The sequence below is a fragment of the Burkholderia sp. BCC0097 genome, assembly GCF_902832985.1.
Taxonomy (GTDB): Bacteria; Pseudomonadota; Gammaproteobacteria; order Burkholderiales; family Burkholderiaceae; genus Burkholderia; species Burkholderia orbicola.
In genome coordinates this window covers 71710-97569 of sequence record NZ_CADFDM010000009.1, presented here as the reverse complement: position 1 = coordinate 97569, position 25860 = coordinate 71710, and the positions used below count along the sequence as shown (strand labels likewise).

The 25860-nt window shown below is 66.1% G+C and carries 20 protein-coding genes; 6 read left to right on the top strand and 14 right to left on the bottom strand.

Annotated elements, in window-relative coordinates; all coding sequences use genetic code 11:
* Window positions 1-34: 34 nt before the first annotated feature.
* Window positions 35-1426, bottom strand: coding sequence for a sigma-54 dependent transcriptional regulator (locus HWX07_RS28030; protein WP_175878492.1), 1392 nt, complete (start codon window positions 1424-1426; stop codon window positions 35-37).
* A 143-nt stretch (window positions 1427-1569) separates the two neighbouring features.
* On the opposite strand from HWX07_RS28030, the gene HWX07_RS28025 reads away from it, so the two are divergent.
* From HWX07_RS28025 to HWX07_RS28010, 4 genes are all read left to right on the top strand, one after another.
* Window positions 1570-1896 (top strand): hypothetical protein, encoded by a 327-nt coding sequence (locus tag HWX07_RS28025; RefSeq protein WP_175878436.1) that lies wholly within the window; start codon window positions 1570-1572, stop codon window positions 1894-1896.
* 6 nt (window positions 1897-1902) lie between these two features.
* Window positions 1903-2106, top strand: a complete 204-nt coding sequence (locus HWX07_RS28020; protein ID WP_175878491.1) for a hypothetical protein — start codon at window positions 1903-1905, stop codon at window positions 2104-2106.
* A 624-nt stretch (window positions 2107-2730) separates the two neighbouring features.
* The gene (locus HWX07_RS28015) at window positions 2731-3339 is read left to right on the top strand and encodes a drug:proton antiporter (protein WP_171984285.1); all 609 of its coding nucleotides are present in this window, start codon (window positions 2731-2733) and stop codon (window positions 3337-3339) included.
* Window positions 3336-4901: a mannose-1-phosphate guanylyltransferase/mannose-6-phosphate isomerase gene (locus tag HWX07_RS28010; RefSeq protein ID WP_175878490.1), complete on the top strand. Its 1566-nt coding sequence runs from the start codon at window positions 3336-3338 to the stop codon at window positions 4899-4901. Before HWX07_RS28015 ends, HWX07_RS28010 begins: the two co-directional genes overlap by 4 nt.
* A gap of 24 nt (window positions 4902-4925) precedes the next feature.
* On the opposite strand, the gene HWX07_RS28005 is transcribed toward HWX07_RS28010, so the two are convergent.
* From HWX07_RS28005 to HWX07_RS27945, 13 genes are all read right to left on the bottom strand, one after another.
* A complete protein-coding gene (locus HWX07_RS28005; protein WP_226209769.1) occupies window positions 4926-6215 on the bottom strand; it encodes a hypothetical protein in 1290 nt (429 codons plus the stop codon).
* Window positions 6216-6251: 36 nt separating this feature from the next.
* Entirely contained in the window at window positions 6252-7466 is a 1215-nt protein-coding gene (locus HWX07_RS28000; RefSeq protein ID WP_175878488.1) for a glycosyltransferase, read from the bottom strand.
* Window positions 7467-7631: 165 nt separating this feature from the next.
* Window positions 7632-8792, bottom strand: coding sequence for an acyltransferase (locus HWX07_RS27995; protein ID WP_175878487.1), 1161 nt, complete (start codon window positions 8790-8792; stop codon window positions 7632-7634).
* 112 nt (window positions 8793-8904) lie between these two features.
* Window positions 8905-10716: an alpha/beta fold hydrolase gene (locus tag HWX07_RS27990; RefSeq protein ID WP_175878486.1), complete on the bottom strand. Its 1812-nt coding sequence runs from the start codon at window positions 10714-10716 to the stop codon at window positions 8905-8907.
* Window positions 10717-10916: 200 nt separating this feature from the next.
* Window positions 10917-12125, bottom strand: coding sequence for a glycosyltransferase (locus HWX07_RS27985; RefSeq protein ID WP_175878485.1), 1209 nt, complete (start codon window positions 12123-12125; stop codon window positions 10917-10919).
* Window positions 12126-12237: 112 nt separating this feature from the next.
* Window positions 12238-13476 carry a hypothetical protein gene (locus tag HWX07_RS27980; protein WP_023477338.1) on the bottom strand — a complete coding sequence of 413 codons (1239 nt, stop codon included), beginning with the start codon at window positions 13474-13476 and terminating at the stop codon, window positions 12238-12240.
* Window positions 13473-14906, bottom strand: coding sequence for a DUF6418 domain-containing protein (locus HWX07_RS27975; protein WP_244130044.1), 1434 nt, complete (start codon window positions 14904-14906; stop codon window positions 13473-13475). The genes HWX07_RS27980 and HWX07_RS27975 overlap by 4 nt, the downstream gene beginning before the upstream one ends.
* Before the next feature lie 11 nt (window positions 14907-14917).
* Complete coding sequence (locus tag HWX07_RS27970) at window positions 14918-16099, bottom strand: glycosyltransferase (RefSeq protein ID WP_175878484.1); 1182 nt, start codon at window positions 16097-16099, stop codon at window positions 14918-14920.
* A gap of 42 nt (window positions 16100-16141) precedes the next feature.
* Window positions 16142-18364: a GNVR domain-containing protein gene (locus HWX07_RS27965; protein WP_226209775.1), complete on the bottom strand. Its 2223-nt coding sequence runs from the start codon at window positions 18362-18364 to the stop codon at window positions 16142-16144.
* 227 nt (window positions 18365-18591) lie between these two features.
* Window positions 18592-19164: a D-glycero-beta-D-manno-heptose 1,7-bisphosphate 7-phosphatase gene (gene gmhB / locus HWX07_RS27960; protein WP_006479202.1), complete on the bottom strand. Its 573-nt coding sequence runs from the start codon at window positions 19162-19164 to the stop codon at window positions 18592-18594.
* A complete protein-coding gene (locus tag HWX07_RS27955; RefSeq protein ID WP_034174839.1) occupies window positions 19154-19885 on the bottom strand; it encodes a nucleotidyltransferase family protein in 732 nt (243 codons plus the stop codon). The genes gmhB and HWX07_RS27955 overlap by 11 nt, the downstream gene beginning before the upstream one ends.
* Complete coding sequence (locus HWX07_RS27950; RefSeq protein ID WP_175878482.1) at window positions 19882-20463, bottom strand: D-sedoheptulose 7-phosphate isomerase; 582 nt, start codon at window positions 20461-20463, stop codon at window positions 19882-19884. Before HWX07_RS27950 ends, HWX07_RS27955 begins: the two co-directional genes overlap by 4 nt.
* Window positions 20460-21506, bottom strand: a complete 1047-nt coding sequence (locus tag HWX07_RS27945; RefSeq protein WP_175878481.1) for a dehydrogenase — start codon at window positions 21504-21506, stop codon at window positions 20460-20462. The genes HWX07_RS27950 and HWX07_RS27945 overlap by 4 nt, the downstream gene beginning before the upstream one ends.
* A gap of 520 nt (window positions 21507-22026) precedes the next feature.
* On the opposite strand from HWX07_RS27945, the gene HWX07_RS27940 reads away from it, so the two are divergent.
* Together HWX07_RS27940 and HWX07_RS27935 are read left to right on the top strand one after the other, a co-directional pair.
* Complete coding sequence (locus HWX07_RS27940; protein ID WP_226209777.1) at window positions 22027-23133, top strand: polysaccharide biosynthesis/export family protein; 1107 nt, start codon at window positions 22027-22029, stop codon at window positions 23131-23133.
* Window positions 23134-23614: 481 nt separating this feature from the next.
* Complete coding sequence (locus HWX07_RS27935; protein WP_175878479.1) at window positions 23615-25816, top strand: glycoside hydrolase family 3 C-terminal domain-containing protein; 2202 nt, start codon at window positions 23615-23617, stop codon at window positions 25814-25816.
* Window positions 25817-25860: the final 44 nt, after the last annotated feature.

The window sequence follows — 25860 nt, the reverse complement described above, 5'->3', positions numbered from 1 at the left end:
CTCGCGGCTACCGCGAGCGTCGTGCCGCCATGTATCAATCGGACGAGCCCGTTCCGCGCGGCCGCTCGATACCGTACGCCTCCATCCAGCGATACAGCGTCGCGCGCGACACGCCGAGTTCGCGCGCCGAAGCGGCAACGCGCCCGCGCGTGCGCAGCAACGCGGTTTCGATCGCCTCGCGTTCGATCGACTTGCGGATGTCGGCCACCGACGGCGACGCCGCGTCGAGACAGTATTCGAGCTCGAGGTCCTGCGCGGTGATCAGGCGCCCCTCCGTCATCACGACCGCACGGCGCACGCGGTTGATCAGCTCGCGGACATTGCCCGGCCAGTCGTGCTTGTAGAGCGCCGTGATCGCATCCGTCGAGAACCCGCGCACGCGATGGCGCGCGTCGCCGCGAAAGCGTTCGAGCATGTGGTGCGCGAGCAGTTCGATGTCCTTTCCGCGTGCGCGCAGCGGCGGCTGGTCGATGCGCATCACGCAGAGACGGTGGAACAGGTCGGCGCGAAAACGCCCTTCTTCCATTGCCTCGCGCAGATCGACGTGCGTCGCCGACACGATCCGGACGTCGACCGGCACCGGATCGCTTCCGCCAAGACGGTGAATCGAACGCTCCTGCAGAAATCGCAGCAGGCTCGCCTGGCTTTCGTGCGGCAGGTCGCCGATTTCGTCGAGCAGCAGCGTGCCGCCGTTCGCGGCTTCGACGTAGCCGATCTTGCGCGCGTTCGCGCCGGTAAACGCACCGCGCTCATAGCCGAACAGTTCCGATTGCAGCAGATGCGGCGGGATCGCGCCGCAGTTGACGGCGACGAACGGGCCTTTGCGCCGTTCCGAATGACGATGGATCGCGACGGCCGTGAGTTCCTTGCCGGTTCCCGTTTCGCCGAACACGAACACCGGTGCGTCGGTGCGCGCGAAACGCCGCACCGTATCGAACAGCCGCAGCATCGCGCTGCAGGTGCCGACGATGCCCTTTTCTTCCGATTCGAGCTGTTCGCGATCGCGTGCGAACAGGCATTCCATGCCGTAGGCGTGGCCGACCGTATCGGCGATCCGCTGGTGTGACGCCGGCAACGTCACATAGTCGAAGCAGTAGTCGCGCAACAGCGCCCGCACGTTCGGCGAGGCGGTCTGGCCGACATCCACGAGCGCCACCCAGACGACATCGCGCATCGACGCGCAGGTCGACGCGATGCTGCCGATCGCATCGGCGTGGCCGCCGCTCAAGTCGAGAATGCCGCAGGTAATTTCGCCGGACGTGTCGCGCAGCTCGTTCGCATGCGCGACGACCGATACTTTCCAGTCGCGGCGCGACAATTCCTTTCGCAGCATCACGGACGGCGACTGCGTCCAGTAAATCAGCGGACGCTGCCCGTTACCGCTCCCCACGCCGGCGCTCTTATCGCGCGTTATTGGCATATTCATAACGAACCATCATTTTCTGCACTCCGCGAACCGTACGCGTGCGCTGCGGCCGGCGGCGCATGGCCACCTTTCCGCGCTGCGTTTCCGCAGCCTTGGCGAAGATCGAAACTGCACACGGCGAGAACCCCCGGAGGTCGAGCCGAATGTCATCCGGCCTCGTTGTCATCGAACTCGAACGGAATGCGCGGCTACGCGAGCCACGACATTCCGGCTTTGAAGCGACCCGCCGTCAGGCGGGGCACGTCGGCAACGGAAATTCCGTCCGCATGTGCGTCGCGTCGTACACGACAGTCGCGCCCGATGCTGAACCGGAGGGCGGCCAAACCGCGCCCGGATTGATCGCTCCATTTCATCCGCACCTGAATCTACACCCCGTTTCGCGTTGGTCTTGTTACCAAACGATAAACCTGAATCAGTCGGTTACGCTGGCCGTGGCGCGGCGCTGTGCGCTTTTGACCACTGAGATTTGATTATCTATGACCATTCCCGTCAATCAGTGGCAAATACTACTTTTCCGCAAGATTGATTCCGCCGATTGCCCGTTATTTCCATCGAAATCCCCCAAAAATCGCGGCGCCGTGTTCGCCGCGCCGCATAATCCCGCGCGCCGCCTGGGAGCCGAATCGCATCGCGGCCGCGGCCGGGCCGCCCGGCCGTTACACGTCGTAATCACCGCGTAATCCCCGACGTCGCGCCGAACCGGCTCTTTTCGGCGGGTTCACGCCGACCCGCATGAGTCGGCGTGAATACCGGGCGCGGGCGCGCGTGTCGTGCGGTGCAGCATGATCGTCTTCCTTGCGCGCCGCGCCAGCCGCAAGGCTCGCACGCCAGCCGACGCCTGACAGATCGCGGCGGCCGCGCATGCGCGCGAGCGGCAGCATACCGACGACGGACGGGTGCACCGCGCAGGTGCGCGCCATTCCACTGGAGCGCGGCGAGAGCGCATGAACCCGCCGGCGCCACCCAATTCGCGGCGACCCTGTGTCCGGTACTGCCGCCCGCGATTACTCGCCCTGAACGATCGCAATTCCCGGTCCCGCCTCCCGTGCCTCGTTTGCGTGCGATGTCCTCCGGCCATGCTTCATTGCAGGCCGTCACGATGAATCAATTATGAAAAGGCACCGGCCCGGACGGTGTGTGCTACCGCACCTTGCGACGCTCGCGCGTCACGCGCATCGCCCCGCATCCCGCACCGGCGTGCGAATCCCGAGCGTGAGTACGCTTTCGAACAGACCGCCGTACCGCGCATCCGGATGATGAGAATCGCCGCGCTGCACGGAACGATCGCGTCCGTGCGGCGCGGCATGCCGAAGGCATCACGCGAGGACAGCATCATGGAATGGCATTGTTGTGAATTCGAACATCTGAGCGCCGTCGATCTCTATGCAATCCTGCGCGCGCGCAACGCCGTGCTGGTGGTCGAGGACGCACACACGCATCTCGACATCGACGGCAAGGACGCGGGCGCGCTGCACGTCTATGCGAGCGTGCGCGACGGCGACACGACGGAAGTCGCCGCCTACGCGCGCATCCTGCCCGGCGACGACATCGATCCGGACGTCGTGATCGACAAGGTGCTGACGAGCGAAAGCTGCCGCGACGACGACACGCTCGAACGCTTGATCGAGCGCGCGCTCACCGCCGCGCAGGCCGCCTGGCCGGACACCGCGGTGCGCACGCACGTGCCTGCGCCACGTCAGGCGTTCTATAAACAGTTCGGATTCCGCAAGGCCTACGGCCCGTATCTCGAACAGGGCGCGCCGTTCGTTGGCCTGGTCCGATCGGCCGACCGCGCGGCCGGCGCGCTGCGTCAGCTGCTCTCGCGAGCCGTTTCGGTCTCGCGCAACGACGACGCACGCGCCGACGGCCGCGCTCACCCCCGGCTACCCGCCGATACCGGAGCGAACCGATGACCCGCACCCTCCGCCCGGTTCCCGAACCCGACCTGCCGAGCATCCTGCCGGTGATTCTCGCCGGCGGCTCCGGCACGCGGCTGTGGCCGCTGTCGCGCGAGCAGTATCCGAAGCAGTTGATCGAGTTGGTCTCGAACGAATCGCCGCTGTCGGCGACGGCGCGCCGCCTGAACGGCATCGCGAACGCGTCGCTCGGCGACACGCTGCTGCTCGTATGCGGCGAACAGCATCGCTTCATGAGCGCCGAGCAGGTACACGGTCGCTCGGCGCCTGCCCGCATCCTGCTGGAGCCGGCCGCGCGCAACACCGCGCCCGCGCTGACGCTTGCCGCACTCGACGCGAGCGCGCTCGCGGACGATCCCGTGCTCGCCGTGATGCCGGCCGATCACGTGATCGTCGACGTCGGCGCGTTCCAGGACGCGATCGCGCGCGCGGCGCGTTATGCGCAGGAAGGCGCGATCGTCACGCTCGGCGTGCTGCCGCGCCGCGCGGAGACAGGCTACGGCTACATCCAGGTCGGTGAACCGCGCTCGGGCCGCCACGGCAGCCAGGGCGGCTACGCGATCGGGCGTTTCGTCGAAAAGCCCGATGCAACGCTCGCCGAGCGCTATCTGCAGTCGGGCGATTACTGGTGGAACAGCGGGATCTTCGTCACACGCGCATCGGTCTGGCTGAAGGCGATCGGCGCGCTCGCGCCGGACATCCACGCCGCCTGCGACAGTGCGTGGCGCGCGGGCATCGCCGACGATCCGTTCTTCCGGATCGATGCGGCGGCCTTCGACGCGTGTCCGGCGGATTCGATCGACTATGCGGTGATGGAGCGCCTCGCGGAACACCCCGAACTCGGCATCGAAGGCATCGTGGTGCCCCTCGCGGCCGGCTGGTCGGACGTCGGCACGTGGGACGCGATCTGGGAAATCATGCCGAAGGACGACCAAGGCAACGTCGCGCGCGGGCCGATCGTCTTCGAGGATACGCAGGACAGCCTCGTGCGTTCGGAAGGCCGCCTCGTCGCGTGCGTCGGGATGAAGGACGTCGTCGTGATCGAGACGGCCGATGCGGTGCTGGTCGCGAACAAGCACGACGTGCAGCGCGTGAAGAACATCGTCGCGCGCCTGAAGACCGACCAGCGCCCGCAGGCGAGCGAACACCGCAAGGTGCAGCGGCCGTGGGGCCACTACGATTCGATCGATCTCGGCGAGCGCTTCCAGGTGAAGCGGATCGTCGTCGAACCCGGCAAGCGGCTGTCGCTGCAGATGCACTATCACCGCGCCGAGCACTGGATCGTCGTGCGCGGCACCGCGAAGGTGACGCGCGGCGCCGACACATTCCTGCTGTGCGAGAACGAATCGACGTACATCGCCGTCGGCGAAGTGCATCGACTCGAGAATCCCGGCCGGATTCCGCTCGAAATCATCGAGGTGCAGTCGGGCAACTATCTCGGCGAGGACGATATCGTGCGGTTCGAGGATCAGTATGGGCGGGCGACTTGCGTACCGCCGGAACCGGCGACGCAGAAGACGGCCGTGCTTGCTGTGCCGGCGTCCGACGACGCACGCTGACCGAACGGGCTTGGCGCCCGCGCGTCAGTGCACGACGACGGCCGTCGACACGACGTTCTGGATGAACGGCTTGCCGACCGCCTTGATGAAGTAGGTGCCTGCCCGGCCGTCCGGCAGCGGCATGCTGATGGTATCGGCCGGATAGCGGCCGGCCAGGCTGAACGTTCCGTCGCCGAGTTGCTCGTACAGCTCGAGATGGTCGACGGTTTCCGCATGGGTGATTCGCACGGCCACGCTCGCGCCCACGGGCTGCGCGTCGATTGCGGTGCAACTCGCGATGCCGGTTTCGAGTGCGCTGCCTTCCTCGTAGTCGTTCCATGTGATCAGCTGAACGAACGGCAGTTGCCGCTGCACGCTGTAGCGTTCGTTGATGCTCCTGAACGTGTCCAGCCAGGTCCGGCCGCACGACGGCGCAAGAAAGCGCGGCGCGGCGGCGCCCCACGATGCCTTCGTATCGTCGAAGCCGCTCCACACGCCACCGACCGTGATCGCCCCCGGCGGCTGGTTCCGCGCGATGTCGTAGAAGCGCTCGCGATACAGCAGGTCGCGCCGCGTACCGATCGCTTGCGGCGTGGCCCGCGGCGACGGCTGCGCCCACACATACGCGCCCTTGCTGTACGGAAGATCGAAGCCCTGCGCCAACGTATGAATCCAGTAGATGTCGGGGTATGCGGCGTGAATCCGTGCCCAGTCGGCCTTCCCGACCGCATCCATCCCGAACTCGGACACGACCGGATGACCGTCGTAGCGCAGGTATTGGCTCGACGTGAAGTATTCGCGGCTGATGTACGCGAGGTTGTGCAGGATCGTCTCGGTCAGGTCGCAGCCGCGGCACGCATTGAACTTGAAGGAACCGCTGTCGATCATGATCGAGAACGTCATCCCGGGAAACTTCGCCAGTTCGGGCAGCGATGCCTGCCACGCGGTGTCGACGAAATGGCCTGCGCCGTACCAGTCGACGATCACGCCGTCGATGCCTCTCGAACGCATGTCGGCGAAGGTGCGAAACGCCTGGTGGGGATCGTCGGACCGATAGCCGACATTCACGCCGCGCGGGTCGGGGCCCCACCACGGCAGATAGTGCGCGAGCACCTGCGTGGTGCTGCCCGAATACAGCAGCGTGTGCACATCGATTTTCGATATCGACGACGTGCCGGCGAGCAGCCCGTTCGACGACCCCTTGAAATCGCGGCTGCCGGACGTATTGGCCGGCGCGAGCGCCGCCACCCGCTCGCCGCCATGGCTGGAGCCGGAACCGGCCGACAGCGCCAGCGCACCCAGCGCGACCGCCGCAATACGTCGCAATGCCCGCATGATCTTTCTCCCGCGTGAGTGTCGCGGCGGCACGCCCTAACCGGCGTGCTGCCCGCCGAGCCCCATCCACGACGCAAGCTGGGCCGCGTAGCGCGACGGCGTGTAAGCCGAACAATCGTAGTGTCGATCGGCAGTGTGCAGGTGGCGCCCCAGTTCATCGAGCGCCCCCGTCAGGCCCGCCGGCGAATTCCGGTACAGGATCTTGTTGCCGATCTCGCTGCCGAACGTCGACAGGCTGCCGATCTCGTGCGCCAGCACCGGTAGCCCCAGCGTGGCGGCCTCGACGAGCACGAGCGGCGCGTTTTCGGCCCAGACGGACGGCAGGACCAGTGCATCGTGGGCGCGCAGCGCATGAAACAGCTCGCCGTGCCCGAGTCGCCCGGCGAAACGCAGCCGGCCGGCCTCGACCAGATCGTGGTGGCGCGTTTCGAGCTGCGCGCGCAAGGTCCCGTCGCCGTAGAGCGTCAGGGTACCGATACGGTGAAACGCCGTCTGCCGCGCCAGTTCGATGAACTCGTGAATGCCCTTCTCCGCGTCGAGCCGCCCCACATAGGCGAGATCGAACTGCTCGCGATCGCCCACGCGCGGCGGGAACGGCTCCGCCAGCGTGCTCACCGGATTCGGCAGCAATGCGGTTCGCGTGATGCCTCGCTGCGCCAGCGCCGTACGCATGTACGGGCTCGGGCACAGGAACAGGTCGAATACGTCCCGCGGATTGCAATACGCGTACACCGCGTGCCAGTGCAGTTTCTTCACCGTGTCGTGCAGCCGCCCGCGCGGGCTCGCCAGTGCGAGCAAGCGCGCCGGATTCGACAGCGCATCGACCGGAACCGGCACCGGACGCCCGTCGCGATAGGCGAGCAGGTTCGGGTTGTAGAACACCAGATGGTAGTCGTGGCACGTCAGATACGTGCGGAATCCCTGCTCGCGGCGCCGCCGCGCGAGCACCGGCAGGATCGATTGCGTCAGCAGATTGTGATAGTTGTGCACCAGCACGCGATGCGGACGCACGTCGTCGAGCAACGCCGCCAGCGCGTTCGCCGCGGCGCGATTCCAGCCGCGCGTGAGCGCGCCTGCGCCCGCCGGGAAATTGGTCTCGTCGAACGAGGTCACCTCCACGTCCGGGATGTTTCGCAGCACCTCGATGGAGGTCTGGTAGACCTCCTCCGCGCCACCCTTGCGCGCGTAGTCGTTGACGACGACGATGCGCGTCGCTTCCTCCCGGGAGCCGATTGACGACAAACCGTTCAATTCGATATCCCAAACGTGTGTTGAACCATCCGGTATCGCGACATGCCGCCGCAATCGTCGTGCACCACCGTACTCGCCAGCATCATCGCCTCTCCATACCGTTCATTCCATTCGTATCGGCAACGCGGGATCGCCGCGCCGCGTCGTTTCATCCGTCCGCGCGTGTCATCCGTTCCCGACCGGGTCCTGCGTCGCATTGACCGGCCGATTGCCGAGCGGCAGATCATCGCGCGGCCGCGACGCGGTCAGGCGATGCGCGAGCTGCACGCAGGGCGCCTCGCAATACCGGTAGCTCAGGTACGACAACGCAATCAAAGGGACGACCGGAACGATCATGTAGACGCCCAGCGGCCATCCGGTCCATCGGTAGTGTTCGCACAGCCAGTAGAAGCCGAACAGCGGGATCGCGTGAAACAGGTAAATCGAGTAGCTGACCTCGCCCAGCTTCGCCATCCCGCGCGCGCGGACTTTCAATACCGTCGCCATCGCCACGAAGATCGCGATGCCGGCCACGTAAGCCAGCGACGACGGCAGATGGTCGACGTTGTGATGCCGCCAGTCGTTGGCCGCCCCGACGAGCGCCACGCCGACGATCATCGCCGTCAGCAGGCCCGCCACGGACCGGTACGTCAGCGTGATACCGCCACGCCCTCGGCTCACCCGCACCGTGTCGAGCGGTCGGTCGTAAGCCTGACGAAAGCATGCGCCCCAGAACATGATCGCGAGGTGGTACGGCATGGCCTTGTACTGGCCCAGTGTGTCATCGGGAAAGACGTGCAGCGCGACGGTGATCACGAACACCGCACACAGCCCGATGCAGGCGAACGACAGGTCGCGCATCCGGTGCAGCCCGCCCCACCAGAACAGCACGAGGCAAAGCCCGTAGAAATACAGTTCCGTTTCGAGCGTCCAGTAATGCCCCATGACCGGTTCCTGCCCGAACGCGGTCGGGATCATCGTCGCATTGGCGATCAGCAGCGCCACGCTCACCGGTTTGCCGAACAACGTCCAGAAGACGACGCAGCCGATCGGAATGGACAACCAGAATGCCGGATACAGCCGCAGGAAACGGCGGATCAGGAAGCGCCGTGTGCCCGGTCCCGCCTGGCCGCGCAAACTGACCGGGATCAGCAGGCCGCTGATGCCGAAAAAGACCACCACGCCGATCCGTCCGAAATTGACCGAGCGCTGCAGCGTGTCGAGCCACTGCTGGGCGCCCGCCAGCGCGACGAACCGCTCGGCGTAGTGTGTCCAGATGACGAGCAGGACCGCGACGGCGCGCATCGCATCGATATGGTCCAGACGTCCGGAGTGTTCGGAATGCATCGTCAGGGTCGCGTAGAAGCCGGGCGGTATCGCCAGAGAACGGATGCGTTACCGTAGCACCGCCTCCGTGCGCCAACTGTTCGACATGTGACACAGCCCGGCCCGGATCGAATCACGCCGGCGACTCCGCGTTGATGATCGTCGCTGCCGTCGCGCGACGCGATTCGAGCCCCTTGACGAATTCGCTGCACAGCCCGACCACCGCGTCGGCGGCATGCGAACCGAACACGCTGTGATCGAGATCGTCGAGCACGACGGCGCGCGCGCCGGCAAATCGCGACAGCCGCTTGCCGCGCGGCCCGAAATACATCGTCACCAGATCGAGACTGCTGTCGTATGCACCGCAGACGAACAACGCGCTCACCTCCTTGCGCTGCAGCGTACGCAGGATCTCGTGCGGATCGACCGGCATCGTCTCCGCGCACGACCAGCCGGCGATCCGGCGTCGCCACGCCCCGATCCGCACCGCCAGCGCCGTGGTCGAGCGCTTCAGCACGAGCCGGACGAACGGCATGATCTTTCGATCGCCGCTCAGCACCTGCTTCCACTTCTTCAGCTCGAAGAACGAGGAGCGGTAACCGGCCATCGAATTGGGGCGATGCTGGCGCAGCGCATCGGTCGAGATGCCGTCGGGCACGTGGAAGCGCTGCAGGTTCACCGATATGACGCCAGACAGCGCGCGTCCCGCGAGCGCCGCACGCAATGCGCTGTATGCACCCGAGCAGATGCCGAACGACACGACCTGTCGATACCCCTGCTCCTTCAACCAGTGCGCGGCCGTCGCGACGTCCTCGACGACGGCGCTCGAATAGACCGGCTGGCGCTCATCTTGCGGCGAACCGGCGCCGTGCACCGGCGAGCTGTCGCCGATCCCACGTCCGTCGAAGCGCAGCGACGCGATGCCGCGACGCGCCAGCTCACGGGCAATCCGCACCGACAGCCGGCTGTCGCCGACGTGCGGACTGGCCGACGTGTTCGTGATCAGCAGCACCGGCCCACGGTCGTGCATCTCGTGCGGCGTGCACAGGATGCCGAACAGGCGGCCGGCCACGCCGAATCTGACCGGCCGCTCGCATGCTTCGGGCGTGCGCAGCATCAGGTCGGGTTCCCAGTCCGTTTTCAACACGGCGCGCGACGACGGCCTCGGCCGGCCATCGGTGGCCGCGATCCAGTCGACGACGGCATCGAATACGCGCGTCGGCAAGCTGGAGAACGTCGTCTCCTGCATGAACGCCGCATAGCCTTCGAACGGCCTTTGCTCGACTTTGCCGCCCAGCGCTTCGAGCCGCTTCTGCAGCGCGTCGGTGCCGCCGGCGCTCATGTCGACGATCAGCGTTCTCGATGCCGGCGCGCCGGTGCGGTCCTTCAACGCGTCGATCGCGTCGAATGCATTGAGCCGCGTACGGAACGCCGCACTGTAGACCTGCCCGAGCACGTTGAGCGGCGCGTCTTTCGGCTGGGCCGCGCGCAACGGCGCCGGCAACTGGTCGAGCCAGATATTGCGCATGATCGACAGTTCGCGCACGTAGCTGCGTCCGCTTGCCACCGGCGCCAGCAACACGAGCTGGTCGACTTCGCATCGGTCCGCCGCCAGCAACGCGAATGCCGCGCCCAGCCGCAGGCCGCACAGCGTCACCCGTGCGACGCCGGTTTCCTCGCGCAATCGCGCGATCGCCGCGCACACGTCGTCGACGGCCGTTTCGAACTGGTCGTTCGCGCCATCGGCCCCCGCGGAATCGCCGGTGCCGCGGTAATCGAAACGCAACACCGGCATTCCGCTCGCCGACAGGCGATCCGCCAGATTCCGCATGCCGCCGTGACTCCAGACGGATTCGTGTCCGTAAGCGTTGCACAGGACGACGCCCCGCGTCCCGTTGCCCGGATGCAGCCATCCGAACCGCCCGCCAAATATGATCGGTCTCATTTTCTATTAGGTATCGGTGAAGAATGGGTACGGCGTCCGACGGCCCGACTGCTGAATCGATCGGCCGCAGGACGGCAAATCGCTCGCGGAAGCCTTTCCCCTTTCCGGTATCCATGCCGCACATGCAAGGTCCGGAAGCCGGCCGGCCGCGAGCCGTTCGAATCACACCATCGAGGCCCTCCTCTTCGTTGCGGCGCCCGTCACGACGGGCTACCGGCCGGCGGCGCGATCAGCTCGCGCCACCGACGATCGAATACCGGCATGCTGAAATGCTGCTCGCAGTAGGCGGCGAAGCGTGTGGCCGCCGCCACGACGCGATCCAGATCCGCGGCCGGATCGGCGACGAACCGCTCCAGTCGCGCGTCGTTCATCGCAAGCGCCTCGTCGTGGAATCCCAGCCCCTCGAAGGCGGCTTCGTTGCCGACCGGCACGCAACCGTACGAAACCGCCTCCAGCACCTTCGACTTGATGCCGCCGCGCAGAAACGCAGGACACAACGCGATCGAGCACCCGGTGTAGACATCCGCCTGGGTCGGCGCGAATCCGGCGAATTCGACGTTCGGAACGGGCGCGTACCGGCCGGCCATGCGCCCGTAGATCACAAGCGGCGTAGCCGGCCGGATACGCGCCCATAACGCCACCAGGTATTCGATCGCGAGGCGGTTCTGCAACTGCCGGTCCGAACCGATGAAGATGAACCGGAACGGCGCCGTCGGACGCCGCATCGGCACCAGCGCATGCATCGGCGGCGCGATCACGTGCGTCTTCACGGCCTCGTCGTTCGTGAGGGACCGCCGCAGCGACTGCGCGTCCTCCGTCGAAACCAGCGTAACGGCATGCGACGAGTCGATCGCCGCGCGCTCCTGCCGTTTCAGCGCGAACGCTTCATAGCCGAGGAATGCGTTGCGGACCAGCCTCGCGTTGGCGAGCCTGACGAACGGCCCCGGAATCGACTTCTCCAGATATCCGGCCGACAACGGAAAATCCTGTTCGCGCAGGATGTTCGCGCGGCGCGACATGAGGTCGTCGAAATCCACCACGATCCGGCAGCCCGGCACGCTGCGCCGCACCAGGATCGCGTAATCGACGAGCCGGATGCCGTCGAAATAGATCACGTCCGGCTTGATCGTCTCGACGGCGCGCAGCAGCGCCGTGCGCTTGCGCGGATGCGAGAACATCGCCACCTGAAGCGCACACGGCGCGCCGCGCAACACGCTCCATCCGACCCGCACCGCGGCCCCGATCTTCGCGCGCCAGCCGCCGTCCTCGAACACCGACCGGATCTTGAATTCGGTCACGTCCATGTGGTCGCCGATCGCCTTCCGGATGAAGCTCAGCGTGCGCTCCCGCCCGTTCGATACGTCCTGCGGAATGTCCCGCGTCATCACCATCAACACCCGGTTTTTCACGAGCGACCTCCCCAACGATTCGAAACCTTGCCGATTCCATGCCCCGCCGGTGCATGCCGGCGCACGCGTGCGGCCCGTTGCCGGCACGGCGAACGACCGCCCGCGCACCCGCTCATGGCCGCTCCCGGTTGAACGCGAGATTGCCGAGCACCACGCACCAGAACACGACAAGCGATACCGCAATGCCCGTCGAAGGCGCATACATCACCAGCGCGCGCGGCATGACGAACGGCGCGGCGACGATCGCCGCGACGATCAGCACCTGCTTGATCATGATGAGCCGGTAGCGGCGCACGGCCAGGAGCCACGTGCTCAGCCCCGCATCGACGAACGTGGCGATCGCGCAGCCGGTCGCGTAGATCATGATCGGCACGCCCTGCACGAACGCGGGCCCGTAGATCATCAGGAACACCTTGCGGCCGACGAAGTAGCTGCCGACCCACGCGATACAGCCGACGAGGCCAAGATACAGGCCGAGCTTCAACGCCTTGGCGCGCACGAGCGGCTCGGTCCGCGCCGAAAAGACCATGCTCGGCGCCAATGCCAGCGCCAGCGTCGTGCCGACCGAATTCCATTGTTCGACCAACGACGCCGCCGACGCATAGATGCCGAGATCGGCCTTGGACACCAGCACGCCGAGCAGCAGCCGGTCCATGCGCAGTACCAGCACGCTGGCCGCGATGGCCGGCCAGATCCGCAGCCCGCGCACGACCAGCGCTTTCGTGACGGCCGCGCTGCCGCGAAACGATTTCGGCGACTTCAACGCCAGTTCCCGATAGCGGCTGAACGGTGCCGCGGCCGCCACGCAGGCTTCGAGCGGCCACGCGAACGCGGCGACGATCACGCCCAGCGACGCATGTGCCGCGATGTACAGCCACAGCACGCGCACACAGCTGGCGTACGCCCTCGCCCGCGTGATCACCCATGGTTTCGATTCGGCATAGGCCATCAGCGAACCGAGCGCGATCGGCTCCACGATCAACGCGAAGGCCGCGATCAACGTGAGCTCGGATACGCTCGACGGCCGCATGACGATCACCACGATCCCCATGAACAGCAGCATGACGGCCAGCGTGAGCGTGAGCCGCAGGCGGAACGCACGGTAGACGACCATGTGCCGCAGACGCGGGTGCTTGCCGAGGATCGGCTGGATAACCTGTGCGCCGAAAATCAGCGCGACGCTGCCGATCACGTAGGCCAGCGACAACGCGAACTGCAGCTCGCCGAACAGCCGCGCGCCGTAGATGTTCGCGAACAGGTGATTGCTCGCGATCGCCGCGAGCGCCCCGATGATCTTTTCGCACACCACGCCCGCGAACGACGAAAACAGGAGCCTGATGAACGCGTTCAAGATGTCCCCGTCCGCATCGCATCGGCGTGCACGCGCCGCGCGTCGATGCAATGCCACCAGATCAGCGCGATCGCCAGGTAGAACAGCGTGCGCGCACCGAACAGCGTCCAGTAATCACCCTGCTGCATCGCATAGGTCGCGTAGGCAAAGATCTTCGTGGCGAGCCACAGCATCACGACCCCGCCGCGCATCGCGACCAGGATCAGCATCGCGCTCGCCACGCCGTAGATCGCGCCCGTCAGCGCAATGAAGAGCGCGCCGCCCGCATAGCCGAACCAGTAGACCGGCACTGCCATGTTGCCCATCGTGAACGTCACGTCGTCGAACACGTAGGCCTTCAGGATGTCGGGTGTGCCGTACGACAGCATCAGGTCGCGCAACCCGCTCACCGGCGCGTCGCTGAAGAACGTCGGCTCGGTGAACGAGCCCAGCGAATCGACGAAGCGCCCGAACGCCGCCATGCCCCCGAACGTCGGCGCGCCGAACAGGTGTGCGTCGCCGTCCACCACGTACCACGCCTGCCCCTGCTCGAGAAACCGCGACACCACCGTTTCCGCGATGTCGAGCCCTTGCCCCCGGTACGCGTAGAACACCGACACGCTGCCGATCACTAGCGCGATGACCGAGCCGATTCCCAGGTAACGCATGACCGGCTTGCCGTTCATCGCGTGGATCGCGATGAACGGGATCAGGACCGTCAGGCAAACGTGCAGCACGGCCATGAACTGTTCGCCGTGCAACGCCTCGAGCACCAGATCGACGACGATCAGGCACACGGACGTCCAGCGCACGACCCGGTTCGAACTCGTGCAGAAGGTGCCGAGCAGCACCGCGACGAACGTCTGGTTGTTCAGGAACAGGTTGAACAGCGTGCTGTTCGACGCGTCGTTGCGCAGCGCATAGCGGTTCACGCCGCTCAGCACCGCGAAGCCGCCGGTCAGGCCGGCCAGCACGCCCGTCGCGAGGATCGCGCCGACCAGTCCCAGCCCGAGCGCCACGCTGACCGGCTGAAGCGTCATCCGCGCACGGATCGGCGGGTGGACGGCGCGCGCGTTCAGAAGCCGGTCGAACGTGAACAGTGCGCACGCGACGAAAATGACATAGAACGACAGCAGCCGGCTGAACGCACCGTTCGCGACGCCGAAGATGTCCGTTTCCCGCAGGAAACCGCCGGATTCGATCCCCACGCCGGCTACGAATGCGGTCAGGCCGATCACGAGCGTGTACAGGATCGACACGGCGAATACCGGGCGCGCGACGATCAGCGCGATCAACCCCGCGACCGCCACCAGCAATGTGCAGGTCGCGCTCGGCTCCATCTCGCCGAGCGCCGGCAGCATCGCATTGACGCTCAACGCAAGCACGAGCAGCGTCGACACGGCCATACCCGTGAGCGCCGCGGTCCGGCCGTCGGCCCGAATCGTTCGCATCGGCGCCTCTTTCACGCTGGTGCCCGGCCGGCGCGCGGCCGGTCGTGCACGGCTCGCTCCAACGCATCGTGCAGTTGAGCGCTGACCGCGCCGGACGAAAAGCGCCGTGCGTTCGCCCGCCCGGCGCTCACCAGCGCAGCGCGCAGCGACGGGTCGCCGGCGACGCGTTCGATCTGTCGCCCCCATTCGGCGGCATCCATCGCATTGGCGACGGCCACGAACGAGTCGCCCATCGTATAGCGGTACACCGGCAAATCGGTCGCGACCACCGGCACGCCGACGAACTGCGCTTCGATTACGGTGCGACCGAAGCCTTCGTGCAACGTCGGCGATACGTACAGATCCGATGCCTGGAAAAAGTAGCCGAGATCCTCGTCGCCGACGTTCTCGACGAAGTGAGCGGAAATGCCCGCCTGGGCGGCGATGCCGCGGCATTCCTCGCGGTTCGCCTGGTTTTGCGCGCTCCCTACTCGCAGCATCATCACGTCCTTGCGTCCGAGCGACGCGAGCGCGCGAAACAGCGTCGCATTGTTCTTGCGCGTTTCGTCCGAGCCGACGTTCAGCACGACCCACGCTTCGCCGGTGTCGATGCCGAAGCGCGCGAGCAGCATCGCGCGCGCCCGTGCACGCACCTCGGTGTCGATCGGCGCATAGCGGTCGTCGAATGCATTAGGCACGACCTGGATCCGGTCAGCACGAATGCGCAGATCGGCCAGCGCTTCCTGCGCGGTCACGTCGGACGGCGCGAGCACCACGTCCGCGGTCGCAATCAGCGATTGCGTCAACCGCATGTACGCATTCTTCAACTGCTCGACGACGCCGCGCACCTGCCCCGGACGCTGCACGTGATGCAGCACGATGCCGACGCGGCCGCCCGCCCAGCGAATCAGCGGAATCATGAAGGCCAGGTCCTCCTGGTACAGCATCACGAAGTGCCCCGCGCGCGCCGCCGCGATCGAACGCAGCGGATACAGCACGAACTGTGTCCAGTAGCGCCGCAACGAACGCGGCTCGGCCGGAATGTCGACCGGCTCCACGTCGAATCCCGCCAATGCCGGGATGAAGTCGATACATTTGAGGCTGTATCGCATGACGCCGTTCCAGCTCACCGGCCGCGGCCCGAGAAACCACACGACCCGCACCGCGGGCGCTTCGCGCCGCAGCCCGTCATTGCCTGCCATCGAATCACTCATGCGTTGCGCTCCTCGCCCGGTTGCATCGCGTTCCCCGTGCGATCACGCGCGCGCCGCGGCGAAGCCGGCGCCCATCCGGCGAACGCCGCGCAACGGCGACGGCTCGAAACCGTTGAACACCAGCCCGTCGATGCGCACCCCGATCTTGCCGAGGTTGTCGAGCGCGTCCGTCAGGCCGGCCGAGTTCGCCGAACCCTGGCGCACCACCAGCAGCGTCATGTCGGCCACCCGCGACAAGGCCTCGATGTCGGCCACCGGCAGCGCGGCCGGCGCATCCACGATGACCATGTCGTAGCCGCTACGCAGCGACACGACCAGCTTGTCGAGACGCGCGATGTCGAACCGGTTGCGCACCGACGTGCGCTGGGTTCCGGCGGGCAGTGCATCGAGCTGCCCGGCCACGCGGGTAATCGCCTGGTCGGCCGGCAGCGTGCCCTTGAGTACGTCGGACAGCCCCTGCGTCGCGGTGACGGGCAAATAGCGATGCAACGCCGGCGCACGCAGGTTGGCATCCACGATCACCGTCTTGAGCCCCCTCTCGGCGAACAGGTACGCGAGATTGGCGGCAATCATCGACTTGCCTTGCGCGGGCGCCGCGGACGACACCAGCACGACCTTCGCGTCGCCGCCATAGGCCGCCAGCCGGTGCCGCAACGTCAGCGCCAGGCTGTCCATCGCGTCAGCGAGCGGCTCGTCGGCCGGCGCCTGCGTCGCGAAGAACGCCGGCGTTCCGTGCGCATCCGCGTCGGCCTGGCGGCGCGAATTCGGCAGAATGCCGAGCATCGGGATACCGAGCGCCGCTTCCAGCTCATGCGGATCGCGAATGCGGCCGGCCAGCAGTGCACGGCCCTGCGCCGCGAGAAACCCGAGCATCAGCCCGATCACCGCGCCCGCCAGGATCGCCATCAGGCGTTTCGGCCGGATCGGCTTGTCGCTGACGACCGCCTTGTCGACGATCGATGCGTTGCCGACCGTGCCGGCTTCCGCGATCTGCAACTGCTGCGCATTGTTCAGCAAGCCGACATAGAGCTGGTTGTTGACCTCGACGTCACGCGCGAGACGCAAGTACGTCTGCTGCTGCGACGGCAGGCGCGCAGCCTTGTCCTTCAACACGGCGGCCTGCTTGTCGAGTTCCTTCAGCTTGTTGGCCGCCGCAACGACCTGCGGTTGCCCCGGCACATATTTCGACAGCAGATCCTGATACTCGAGCCGCGTTTCGAGCCGCGACTTGTCGACGAACGCCAGTTGCTCGACCAACAGCCGGATATCGCCCTGCGCGTCGATCGAACCCTGCTGATTGCGGAACGCGTTCAGCGCCTGCTCGGCCTGTTGCAGCCTGGCCTTGACGATCGGCATCTGCGCGTTGAGGAACGTGAGGGTGCGCTCGGCATCGTCGGCGCGGCGTCTCGCGTTGAAGTTCAGGTAGGCCGCGGCGATCGCATTGAGCATGCGCGCGGCAAAAACGGGATCGGCATCCTCGAAGCTCAATTGCATGATGCCCGACTGACGCTTCGTCTCGGTCACGCCGAGTTTCTTCAGGATTGCTTCGAGACGCACGTCGGTGGCGACGCGTCGCACCCGGAATTCCGCGCCCGGGTGCGCGACGATCCGTGCCACGTCCACGCGATAGCCATTGCTCGCGCTCGGCACGCCGACCACCCCGCTCAGCAGCACCTGGCCGCTGCGGTCCTTCAGCTGGAATCGATTGCCGTCGAGATAATCGAACGTCAGCGCCTTGCCGACCTGCGCGGCCGGCACCTCGAACGCACTGAACTCCAGACGCTCGCCGCCCCAGGCCCACGACGACATCCCGAACGGCGCGTCGACGAGGCCGTTCGCATCCTTCGGCAGGAAGGACCCGATCAGCCCGCCGACGATCGGAAACCGGTTCTCGACCGACACCTCCGCCTGGGCGGCCGTCGCGTTCATCGCTTCCATGACGACCGAGCGCGAACGGACGATGTCGATTTCGCCGACCACCGCCGAATTCTGGATATCGAGCGCCTTGGAGATCGACGACAGCGATCCCAGCGCGCTGGCCTTGTTCTCCTCGATCTGGATCAGCGTATCGGCCGAATACACGGGCGTGGCCGCCATCGCATAGACGATCGCCAGCAGCAGGCACGCCGCGAACACGGCCGCAAACAGGCGCCCGTTGTCGAGCGCGTTCTCCAGCAAATCGATCGGCGACAACCGCGTCGCATGTCCGGCAGCCTGTTTCGGTTCGTTCTGATGCCCGGTCAATGCAGGTCGGTCCATCTTCATGCTGAACTCCAGAATGGAAGATCCGGCTGGCTTCGCCGCTTTACGCGTGTTGTGATTCACGTTCATGTCTTTGAAAATCCGGCTGGAAACCCTTCAGTGCCGCCCCGGAGCGCGTTGCGTCCGGAGCCTGGATGCCCCGCGCTTCCCGACCGGCGCAACGGCCGGCCAGCCGTCGTCGAGTCCTCGTTGGTTTCATTCCGGCGTGCCGTCGTCGATACTGCCGCCCGCTACACGCCCGCCGCGGCGATTCCCGTGCGTTGCAGCGCCGCGCCGACGTCCGACAGCCGCGCGACAACCTCGGCCGCCGGGTCGGCTTGCGCATGGCCGGGCCGGTCGCCCACGAACAGGAACCGCCGCCCGACGCCCGCGCGCGCACCGGCATCGAGATCGGACGGCTTGTCGCCGACCAGGATCGACGCGGACAGGTCGAGGTCCAGATCTCGCCGCGCGTCGTGCAGCATGCCGGGCTGCGGCTTCCGGCAGGCACATGCTTGCCGGTAGCGGCCCATTCCGGCCACCGGGTGATGCGGGCAAAAATAGACGCGGTCGATTCTCGCGCCACGCTCGTCGAACCTGCGTCGCATCCAGTCCATGAATGCGACGAATTGCGACTCCGAAAAATATCCGCGGCCGATCCCGGCCTGATTCGTCACGACGACCACCTGATACCCGGTCGCATTGGCCAGCCGCACGAGATCGAAGATGCCGTCGACGAACACGCAGTCTTGCTGACGGTGCACGTAGCCGTAGTCGACGTTGATCACGCCGTCGCGATCCAGGAACAGGGCTTTAGGCTTCACTGGTCCCGGTCTCCAGCATCGACGGAATCACCGTCTGCGCGCGCCGGTAGTCCGCCGGCACGCCGATGTCGATGAACGCCGTGACCTCGGGGAATACGCGGATGTCGAGCGCGTCGACCCGTTCGGCCAGGAAATCCTGCTCGAACGAGAATTTCGCCGGCAGCGCGAAGCCGAGCAGCTTGCGCGCGTTGACGACATACGTACCTGCATTGATGTAGCCCGGCGCCGGCCGTTTCTCGCGGAATGCCGACAGCCGGCGCGACGTCGCATCGAATTCGAGCGTACCGTAGCGCGACGCATCGTCGACGCGCGTCGCCGCCACGACGAGATCGGGGCGCATTGCGTGATGGAATGCCGCCAACGCGCGCAGATCCAGATTCGACAACGTATCGCCGTTCATCACGATCATGTCGCGCGCACCGTGAGCATTCAGCGCATGAACGATCGCGCCGCCGGTGCCGAGCGGCTCGTCTTCCTCGATCACGGAAACCGCGATGCCGAAGTCGCGCGACGTCACGAACGACTTGATCGGGTCGCTGCCGTAACCGAGCGACAGCACGACCTCCGTCACGCCCTGTTGCTGGAGCCCGCGCAGCATCCAGGCCAGGAACGGCTCGCCGTCGATCGACGCGAGCGCCTTCGGCAGCGCGTCGCCCAGCACCGGGCGCAGCCGCGTGCCGAGTCCGCCGGCAAGGATCAGGCAGGGCAGCATCGCGCTCATGCAAAGATCCGCTCTTCGACGATGCCGCAAATGATGTGGCCGCACACGAGGTGCCCCTCCTGGATCTTCGGAGTCGACGCGGACGGAATCTCGATGCAGATGTCGGCACGCTTGCGCATCTCGGCGGCGCCGGGTCCGTTGCCGGTGAAGCCGACGGAAAACATGCCCGCTGTCCGCGCCACTTCCAGCGCGCGGAGGATGTTCGGCGACCGCCCCGACGTCGAGTACGCCCAGAAGATGTCGCCGGGGCGTCCGGTCGCCTGAATCTGGCGCTCGAACAGCTTCTCGTAACCGTAGTCGTTGCCGATCGCGGTCATCACCGAGCTGTCCACGGTCAGCGCAAACGCCGCGAGCCCGGGTCGGTCGAAGTTGAAACGGCTGACGAATTCGCCGGCGATATGCTGCGCGTCCGCCGCGCTGCCGCCGTTGCCCGCGAGCAGGACCTTGTTGCCCGTCCGCAGCGCTTCCGTCACGCGCTCGGCCACCTGCTCGACCCGCGCCAGTTGCTCACGGTCGGATACGAGCGCCGTCAGCACCGCGAGCGTCTGGCGAATTTCGCTCTCTGCCCCGATCGTCATTGATTCTTTCTCCACGACTGCGCACCGATGTCGGTGAACGTACAGTTGAGCACCTGGCCGTTGATTCCGTTGTATGCGTCCAGCGCGCGCATCACGGTCGACCGGTCGACCGGGTCCACGAAGAACATCATGAAACCGCCACCGCCCGCGCCGGACACCTTGCCGGCCTTCGCACCGGCCCGGACCGCGACCCGGTACAGGTCGTCGATCATCGAGTTCGAGATGTTCTTCGCCATCCGTTTCTTCGATTCCCACGCGTCGCGCATCGACGCGGCGAACGCATCGAAATCGGCGCGCAGCACGGCCTCTTTCATGCGTACGGCTTCGTCCTTGACTTCGTGCAACGCAGCGAGCGAATCGACGACGCCTTCCGTCACGTTGCTGCTCTGTTCCTTGATGATGTTGGCCGACTCGCGCGATACGCCGGTGTAATACAGCACGAGCGACGCCTCCATCTCGGCCTTGATTTCCTGCTTGATCCGCAGCGGATTGACGATCACGCGATCGCCATAGAACTCCATGAAGTTCAACCCGCCGAACGTCGCCGCGTATTGATCCTGCTTGCCGCCGGCAAGCCCGAGATCCTCTCGCTCGATGTTGTGCGCGAGATGCGCGATGTCGTATTCGCCGAGCGGCAACGACAGCAGTTCGCAGAACGCCCTGACCAGCGCGACGACGATCGTCGACGACGAGCCGAGCCCGGACCCCGGCGGCGCCTCGGAGCACGTCGTGATCGTGACGGCCAGCGGATGACCGCCGTGAAAATCCCGCACGATCCGGTTGTAGACGCCGACATGCAGCCCGAGCCCGTTCTGCACTTCGAGCACCGGCGACACCGGGCCGATCCAGCGCGTATCCGTATCCGCCGCCACCAGTTCGATCTTCGCGTCGTCGCGCGGCGCGATCGACGCATACGCAAATTTCTCGATCGTCACATTGAGCGCCAGACCGCCGAACCGGTCCGAATAAGGCGGCACGTCGGTTCCGCCGCCGCCCAGACCCAACCGCAAAGGTGCCCTCGAACGGGCAATGAAGCGTGTCATGAAATCTCTCGCAGACAGTGAGTCGGCCGTCGGCCCGATGCCGTTCGCGCTCCCGCACATTCGGCCGGGAATGCACGACCATGTTCGTTGGCGCCACTATGCGATAGATGTCCGGCACGCTGCGTGCGATGGCTTACATTAAGCCGCCAGCGCTCAATCGAGGCGTCCAACCTGCGTTACGCTCTGTTCGCGACCGGCACGGCGACGTGCGAACCGGCATCGAAATCGCCGTCACGTCCCCGCCCCCGCATGACGACTTCCTTCCGTCATTGGCAATGTTTGACAATCGATGCCGGAAGCAGCGTCGCCGCGAACGACGCGCGGACTGCCGTGCGCCTGAACGCCGCCCGCGAGCGTCGTCACGATGTGCAGAACGAATCGAGGGTGCGACAAGCGCTTTCGATTCGATCCGGATAACGTATCAATCGATTCAACGATGCTGGATAAAAAAATGAAAATTGCTCAACCGCTGGATTCCGTGGCGCCGGGCCACCTTCGCACAGCCATGCGCCGCATGGCCATGGCATTCTCGTTCGCGACCATCGCGACGCTGTCCGCATGCACGGTGCCAGGGCAGCACATGAGTTCGACCGCGTTGCCGGTCACGACCGCCGACAACGGCGACGTCACCAGCGACATGCAGGTTCCGGTCAAGCAGATCGACCTGACGCAGATCGAACAGATCCGGGCCGAGCAGAAACGCGCACCCGGTGCGTCCATTCCGCCGAACCTGTTCGCGAAGTCCGACATGTACCGGATTGGTGCCGGCGACGTGCTGCAGATCACGGTGTGGGATCACCCGGAATTCGCGACGGCCGCCGGGCAGCCGGTGCAGAACACGAAGGCCGCGGACGCCGCGCCCGGCTTCGTCGTCGACAGCAACGGAAACGTGCAGTTTCCGTATGTGCCGCATCCGATCCATGCGGTCGGAAAGACCGTCGCGCAGCTCCAGCACGAGGTCAGGGCCGAGCTCGCCAAGGTGTTCGTCAAGCCGCAGGTCACGGTTCGCGTCGCGTCGTTTCGCGCCACGCAGGTCTATATCGACGGCGAGGTCCGCAATCCGGGCGCACAGCCGATCAACGACATCCCGATGACGCTGATCGAAGCCGTCAGCCGCGCGGGCGGCTTTGCGCCGACGGCGGACCAGAGCCGCGTCACGATCACCCGCAACGGCACGATCTACCCGCTGAACGTCGCGCAGATGATGAAGACGGGGAAAAACCCGGCGGACATCATGCTGAGACCCGGCGACATGCTGCATGTGAGCGCGCGCGACGACAATCCCGTGTACGTGATGGGCGAAGTGGTCAGGCCGCAAGCCGTCGCACCGCTGCGCGACGGCTCGCTCACGCTCAGCGAAGCGCTCACGCAGGCCGGCCAGCTCAACCAGCAGACGTCGAATGCGAAACAGGTGTTCGTGCTGCGCAAGGCCGCCGATAGCGCGCCCGTCATCTATCACCTCGACATGCAGTCGCCGGTATCGATGCTGCTCGCGAACCAGTTCCCGCTCGCGTCGAAGGACGTCGTGTATGTCGACAACACCGGGCTCGTCCGCGCAAGCCGCGTGCTGAACCTGCTGCTGCCGGCGATCAGCGCGGGGTTGACGGGCGCACTCGTCACGAAGTAATCGCACTTTCCGCACGCGGGGAGCGGATTCGCCCGATGCGCCCTCCCCGCATTCGATGCGCACGCAACGAGCCGGTCTCCGCCCGACGCATTCCCATGCAAAACCGCTTGCACCCAGGTACTTCTTACCCGACCAAACACGCCTCGTCGGGAACGATGACCGCCTTTCCACTCCACCCCGCATGACTACGAAATAAAGATCACACGGATCGGTAGAAACACCGATGCTGTAGTCAAACTACATTCATACCATTGGTCGCAGCAGAGAATCGCTACACCCGATTCGACAGTGAGGACCGGCCTGCGTCGCCGCCCGCATTGACTGGTCGAGCCCAACCGGCCGTAACGATTCCCCGCCTGGCCTGGCATGCCGACGCGCAACCACCCTGCATCGCCAGCCGAATCCGTCCGGTGCGAATCCACCGGACGTGTGCAGCTCCAGACATCATTCGAATAACCGGCAATACGATCAGGAGAGCAACATGCGGGACAAACTCTGGCCGGCCGTCGTGCTGGCAGCGACCCTCTGCACCAATGCCTACGCCGGCGACGCCGATTTCAATGCGCAGGGCGACGCGACCGACGCGTTCGCATCGGCCGCCGCGCAACGGCGCGCCGACCTGCTCGTGCGCAAGATGACGCTCGACGAGAAGCTTCAATTCATTCATTCGCAATACGAAATGTCAAAGGTGCCGGGCGGCGGCGCCGGCTACATCCAGGGCGTGCCGCGGCTCGGCATTCCCGATCTCAACATGGTCGATTCGGCGACCGGCTCCGGCAGCACGTCGCAGGCCAGCACGACGTTCCCTGCCACGATCGCGGTCGCCGCGAGCTGGGATCGGCGGCTGTCGTACGACTACGGCAAGCAGGTCGCGATCCAGTTGCGCGCGCAAGGATTCGGGATGGGCCTCGCCGGCGGCACCAACCTCGCGCGCGAGCCGCGCGGCGGCCGCCTGTTCGAATATCTCGGCGAGGATCCGCTGCTCGCCGGCGACCTGCTCGCCGAACGCACGCTCGCCACGCAGCGGCAGAAAGTCATCGCCACGATCAAGCACTACGCGGGCAACGAGCAGGAGCACGGCCGGATGGGCGGCAATACGCAGATCGACGAACGCACGCTGCGCGAGCTGTATCTGCTGCCGTTCGAGATCGCCGCGAAACGCGGGCGGCCCGGTAGCGTGATGTGCAGCTACAACCGCCTGAACGGCACCTATGCGTGCGAGAACCCTCACCTGCTGAACGACGTGCTGAAGAACGAGTGGGGCTTCCAGGGCCAGGTGCAGTCCGACTGGGGCGCCACCCACAGCACCGCCGCCGCGATCAATGCCGGGCTCGACGAGGAAGAAGACGTCGGGCCGAGCGTGTACCTGACGCCGGCGGCCGTCAAGCAGGCGATCGCGAACGGCTCGGTGTCGACCGCGCGCCTCGACGACATGGTGCGCCGCAAGCTCGCCGTGATGATCCGCGTGGGCGTGATGGACGATCCGGCCCAAGGCGGCGGCACGATCGATTTCACTGCCGGGAACCGGTTCGCGCAAGCGGCTTCCGAGCAATCGATCGTTTTGCTGAAGAACGACGGCAACCAGTTGCCGCTCGTCGCGTCGGCACTGTCGCGGATCGCCGTGATCGGCGGCCATGCGGATGCGGCCGTGCTGTCCGGCGGCGGCTCGGGCAACACGCGCGACCCCGTATCCGGTTCGTTCGCCGGTTGCGGCGGCCTGACGTTCGGATCGTCGACCGGCTGCAGCTGGTGGCGCAATCCGTGGCTCAAGGTCGACGTGCCGATCGTCGCCGCGATCCGCGCGCTGGCGCCGGCCGCGCAGGTCACGTATGCGGGCAACAGCGACCAGCAGTCGCCGTTCCGCGCGTACACGCAGCAGGAGATCGACCAGGCCGCGGCGCTCGCGGGCCGCTCGGATGTCGCGATCGTCGTGGTCGCGCAGCCGGCCGGCGAGGATTTCGGTGATCTGCAGAGCCTGAGCCTCGCGAACCCGTCGAACCAGGATGCGCTCGTCGAAGCCGTCGCGCGCGCGAATCCGCATACGGTCGTGGTCGTCCAGAGCGGCAATCCGGTGCTGATGCCGTGGAAGGACAACGTGTCGGCCATCGTCGAGGCCTGGTATCCGGGCGAAGCCGGCGGCAAGGCGATCGCGAACGTGCTGTTCGGTGCGGTCAATCCGTCGGGCAAGCTGCCCGTGACGTTCCCGGCGCGCGATCAGGACTCGCCGACGTGGGGGCAAAACGGCACGTTCGACACCGACCCGGTGTACGCGGAAAAACTGGACATGGGCTACCGCTGGTATGACGCGCGCAACATCAAGCCGATGTTCGAGTTCGGCTACGGCCTGTCGTATACGCACTTCGCGTATTCGGGGCTGTCGGTGTCGAAGCAATGGGACGGCTCGCTGAGCGTCGCGTTCACCGTGCGCAACGACGGGCGCGTTGCCGGCGCGGAAACACCGCAGGTCTATCTCGGCGTGCCGTACAAGGACGAACCGCCGAAGCGGCTGGTCGGCTGGGAGAAGATCCGGCTGAATCCGGGCGAGGCGCGGCGTGTGCGCGTGACCGTGTCGCCGCGGATGCAGAGCGTGTGGGATACGTCGCGCAACGGCTGGAAGGTCGTGCCGGGCGGGACCGTGTATGTCGGCGCGTCGTCGCGCGATATCCGCTTGCAGGGCCACTGAGCGAGCGACGATGAACCGACCGGGGGCGCCGTGCATCGTAGGCG

Bases quoted from the DNA above. Each gene is read 5' to 3' on its own strand.
- HWX07_RS28030 (WP_175878492.1), bottom strand. From the start codon at position 1,426: ATGAATATGCCAATAACGCGCGATAAGAGCGCCGGCGTGGGGAGCGGT.
- HWX07_RS28025 (WP_175878436.1), top strand. From the start codon at position 1,570: ATGTCATCCGGCCTCGTTGTCATCGAACTCGAACGGAATGCGCGGCTA.
- HWX07_RS28020 (WP_175878491.1), top strand. From the start codon at position 1,903: ATGACCATTCCCGTCAATCAGTGGCAAATACTACTTTTCCGCAAGATT.
- HWX07_RS28015 (WP_171984285.1), top strand. From the start codon at position 2,731: ATGCCGAAGGCATCACGCGAGGACAGCATCATGGAATGGCATTGTTGT.
- HWX07_RS28010 (WP_175878490.1), top strand. From the start codon at position 3,336: ATGACCCGCACCCTCCGCCCGGTTCCCGAACCCGACCTGCCGAGCATC.
- HWX07_RS28005 (WP_226209769.1), bottom strand. From the start codon at position 6,215: ATGCGGGCATTGCGACGTATTGCGGCGGTCGCGCTGGGTGCGCTGGCG.
- HWX07_RS27995 (WP_175878487.1), bottom strand. From the start codon at position 8,792: ATGCATTCCGAACACTCCGGACGTCTGGACCATATCGATGCGATGCGC.
- HWX07_RS27990 (WP_175878486.1), bottom strand. From the start codon at position 10,716: ATGAGACCGATCATATTTGGCGGGCGGTTCGGATGGCTGCATCCGGGC.
- HWX07_RS27975 (WP_244130044.1), bottom strand. From the start codon at position 14,906: ATGCGAACGATTCGGGCCGACGGCCGGACCGCGGCGCTCACGGGTATG.
- HWX07_RS27970 (WP_175878484.1), bottom strand. From the start codon at position 16,099: ATGAGTGATTCGATGGCAGGCAATGACGGGCTGCGGCGCGAAGCGCCC.
- HWX07_RS27965 (WP_226209775.1), bottom strand. From the start codon at position 18,364: ATGAAGATGGACCGACCTGCATTGACCGGGCATCAGAACGAACCGAAA.
- HWX07_RS27955 (WP_034174839.1), bottom strand. From the start codon at position 19,885: ATGAGCGCGATGCTGCCCTGCCTGATCCTTGCCGGCGGACTCGGCACG.
- HWX07_RS27950 (WP_175878482.1), bottom strand. From the start codon at position 20,463: ATGACGATCGGGGCAGAGAGCGAAATTCGCCAGACGCTCGCGGTGCTG.
- HWX07_RS27945 (WP_175878481.1), bottom strand. From the start codon at position 21,506: ATGACACGCTTCATTGCCCGTTCGAGGGCACCTTTGCGGTTGGGTCTG.
- HWX07_RS27940 (WP_226209777.1), top strand. From the start codon at position 22,027: ATGGCATTCTCGTTCGCGACCATCGCGACGCTGTCCGCATGCACGGTG.
- HWX07_RS27935 (WP_175878479.1), top strand. From the start codon at position 23,615: ATGCGGGACAAACTCTGGCCGGCCGTCGTGCTGGCAGCGACCCTCTGC.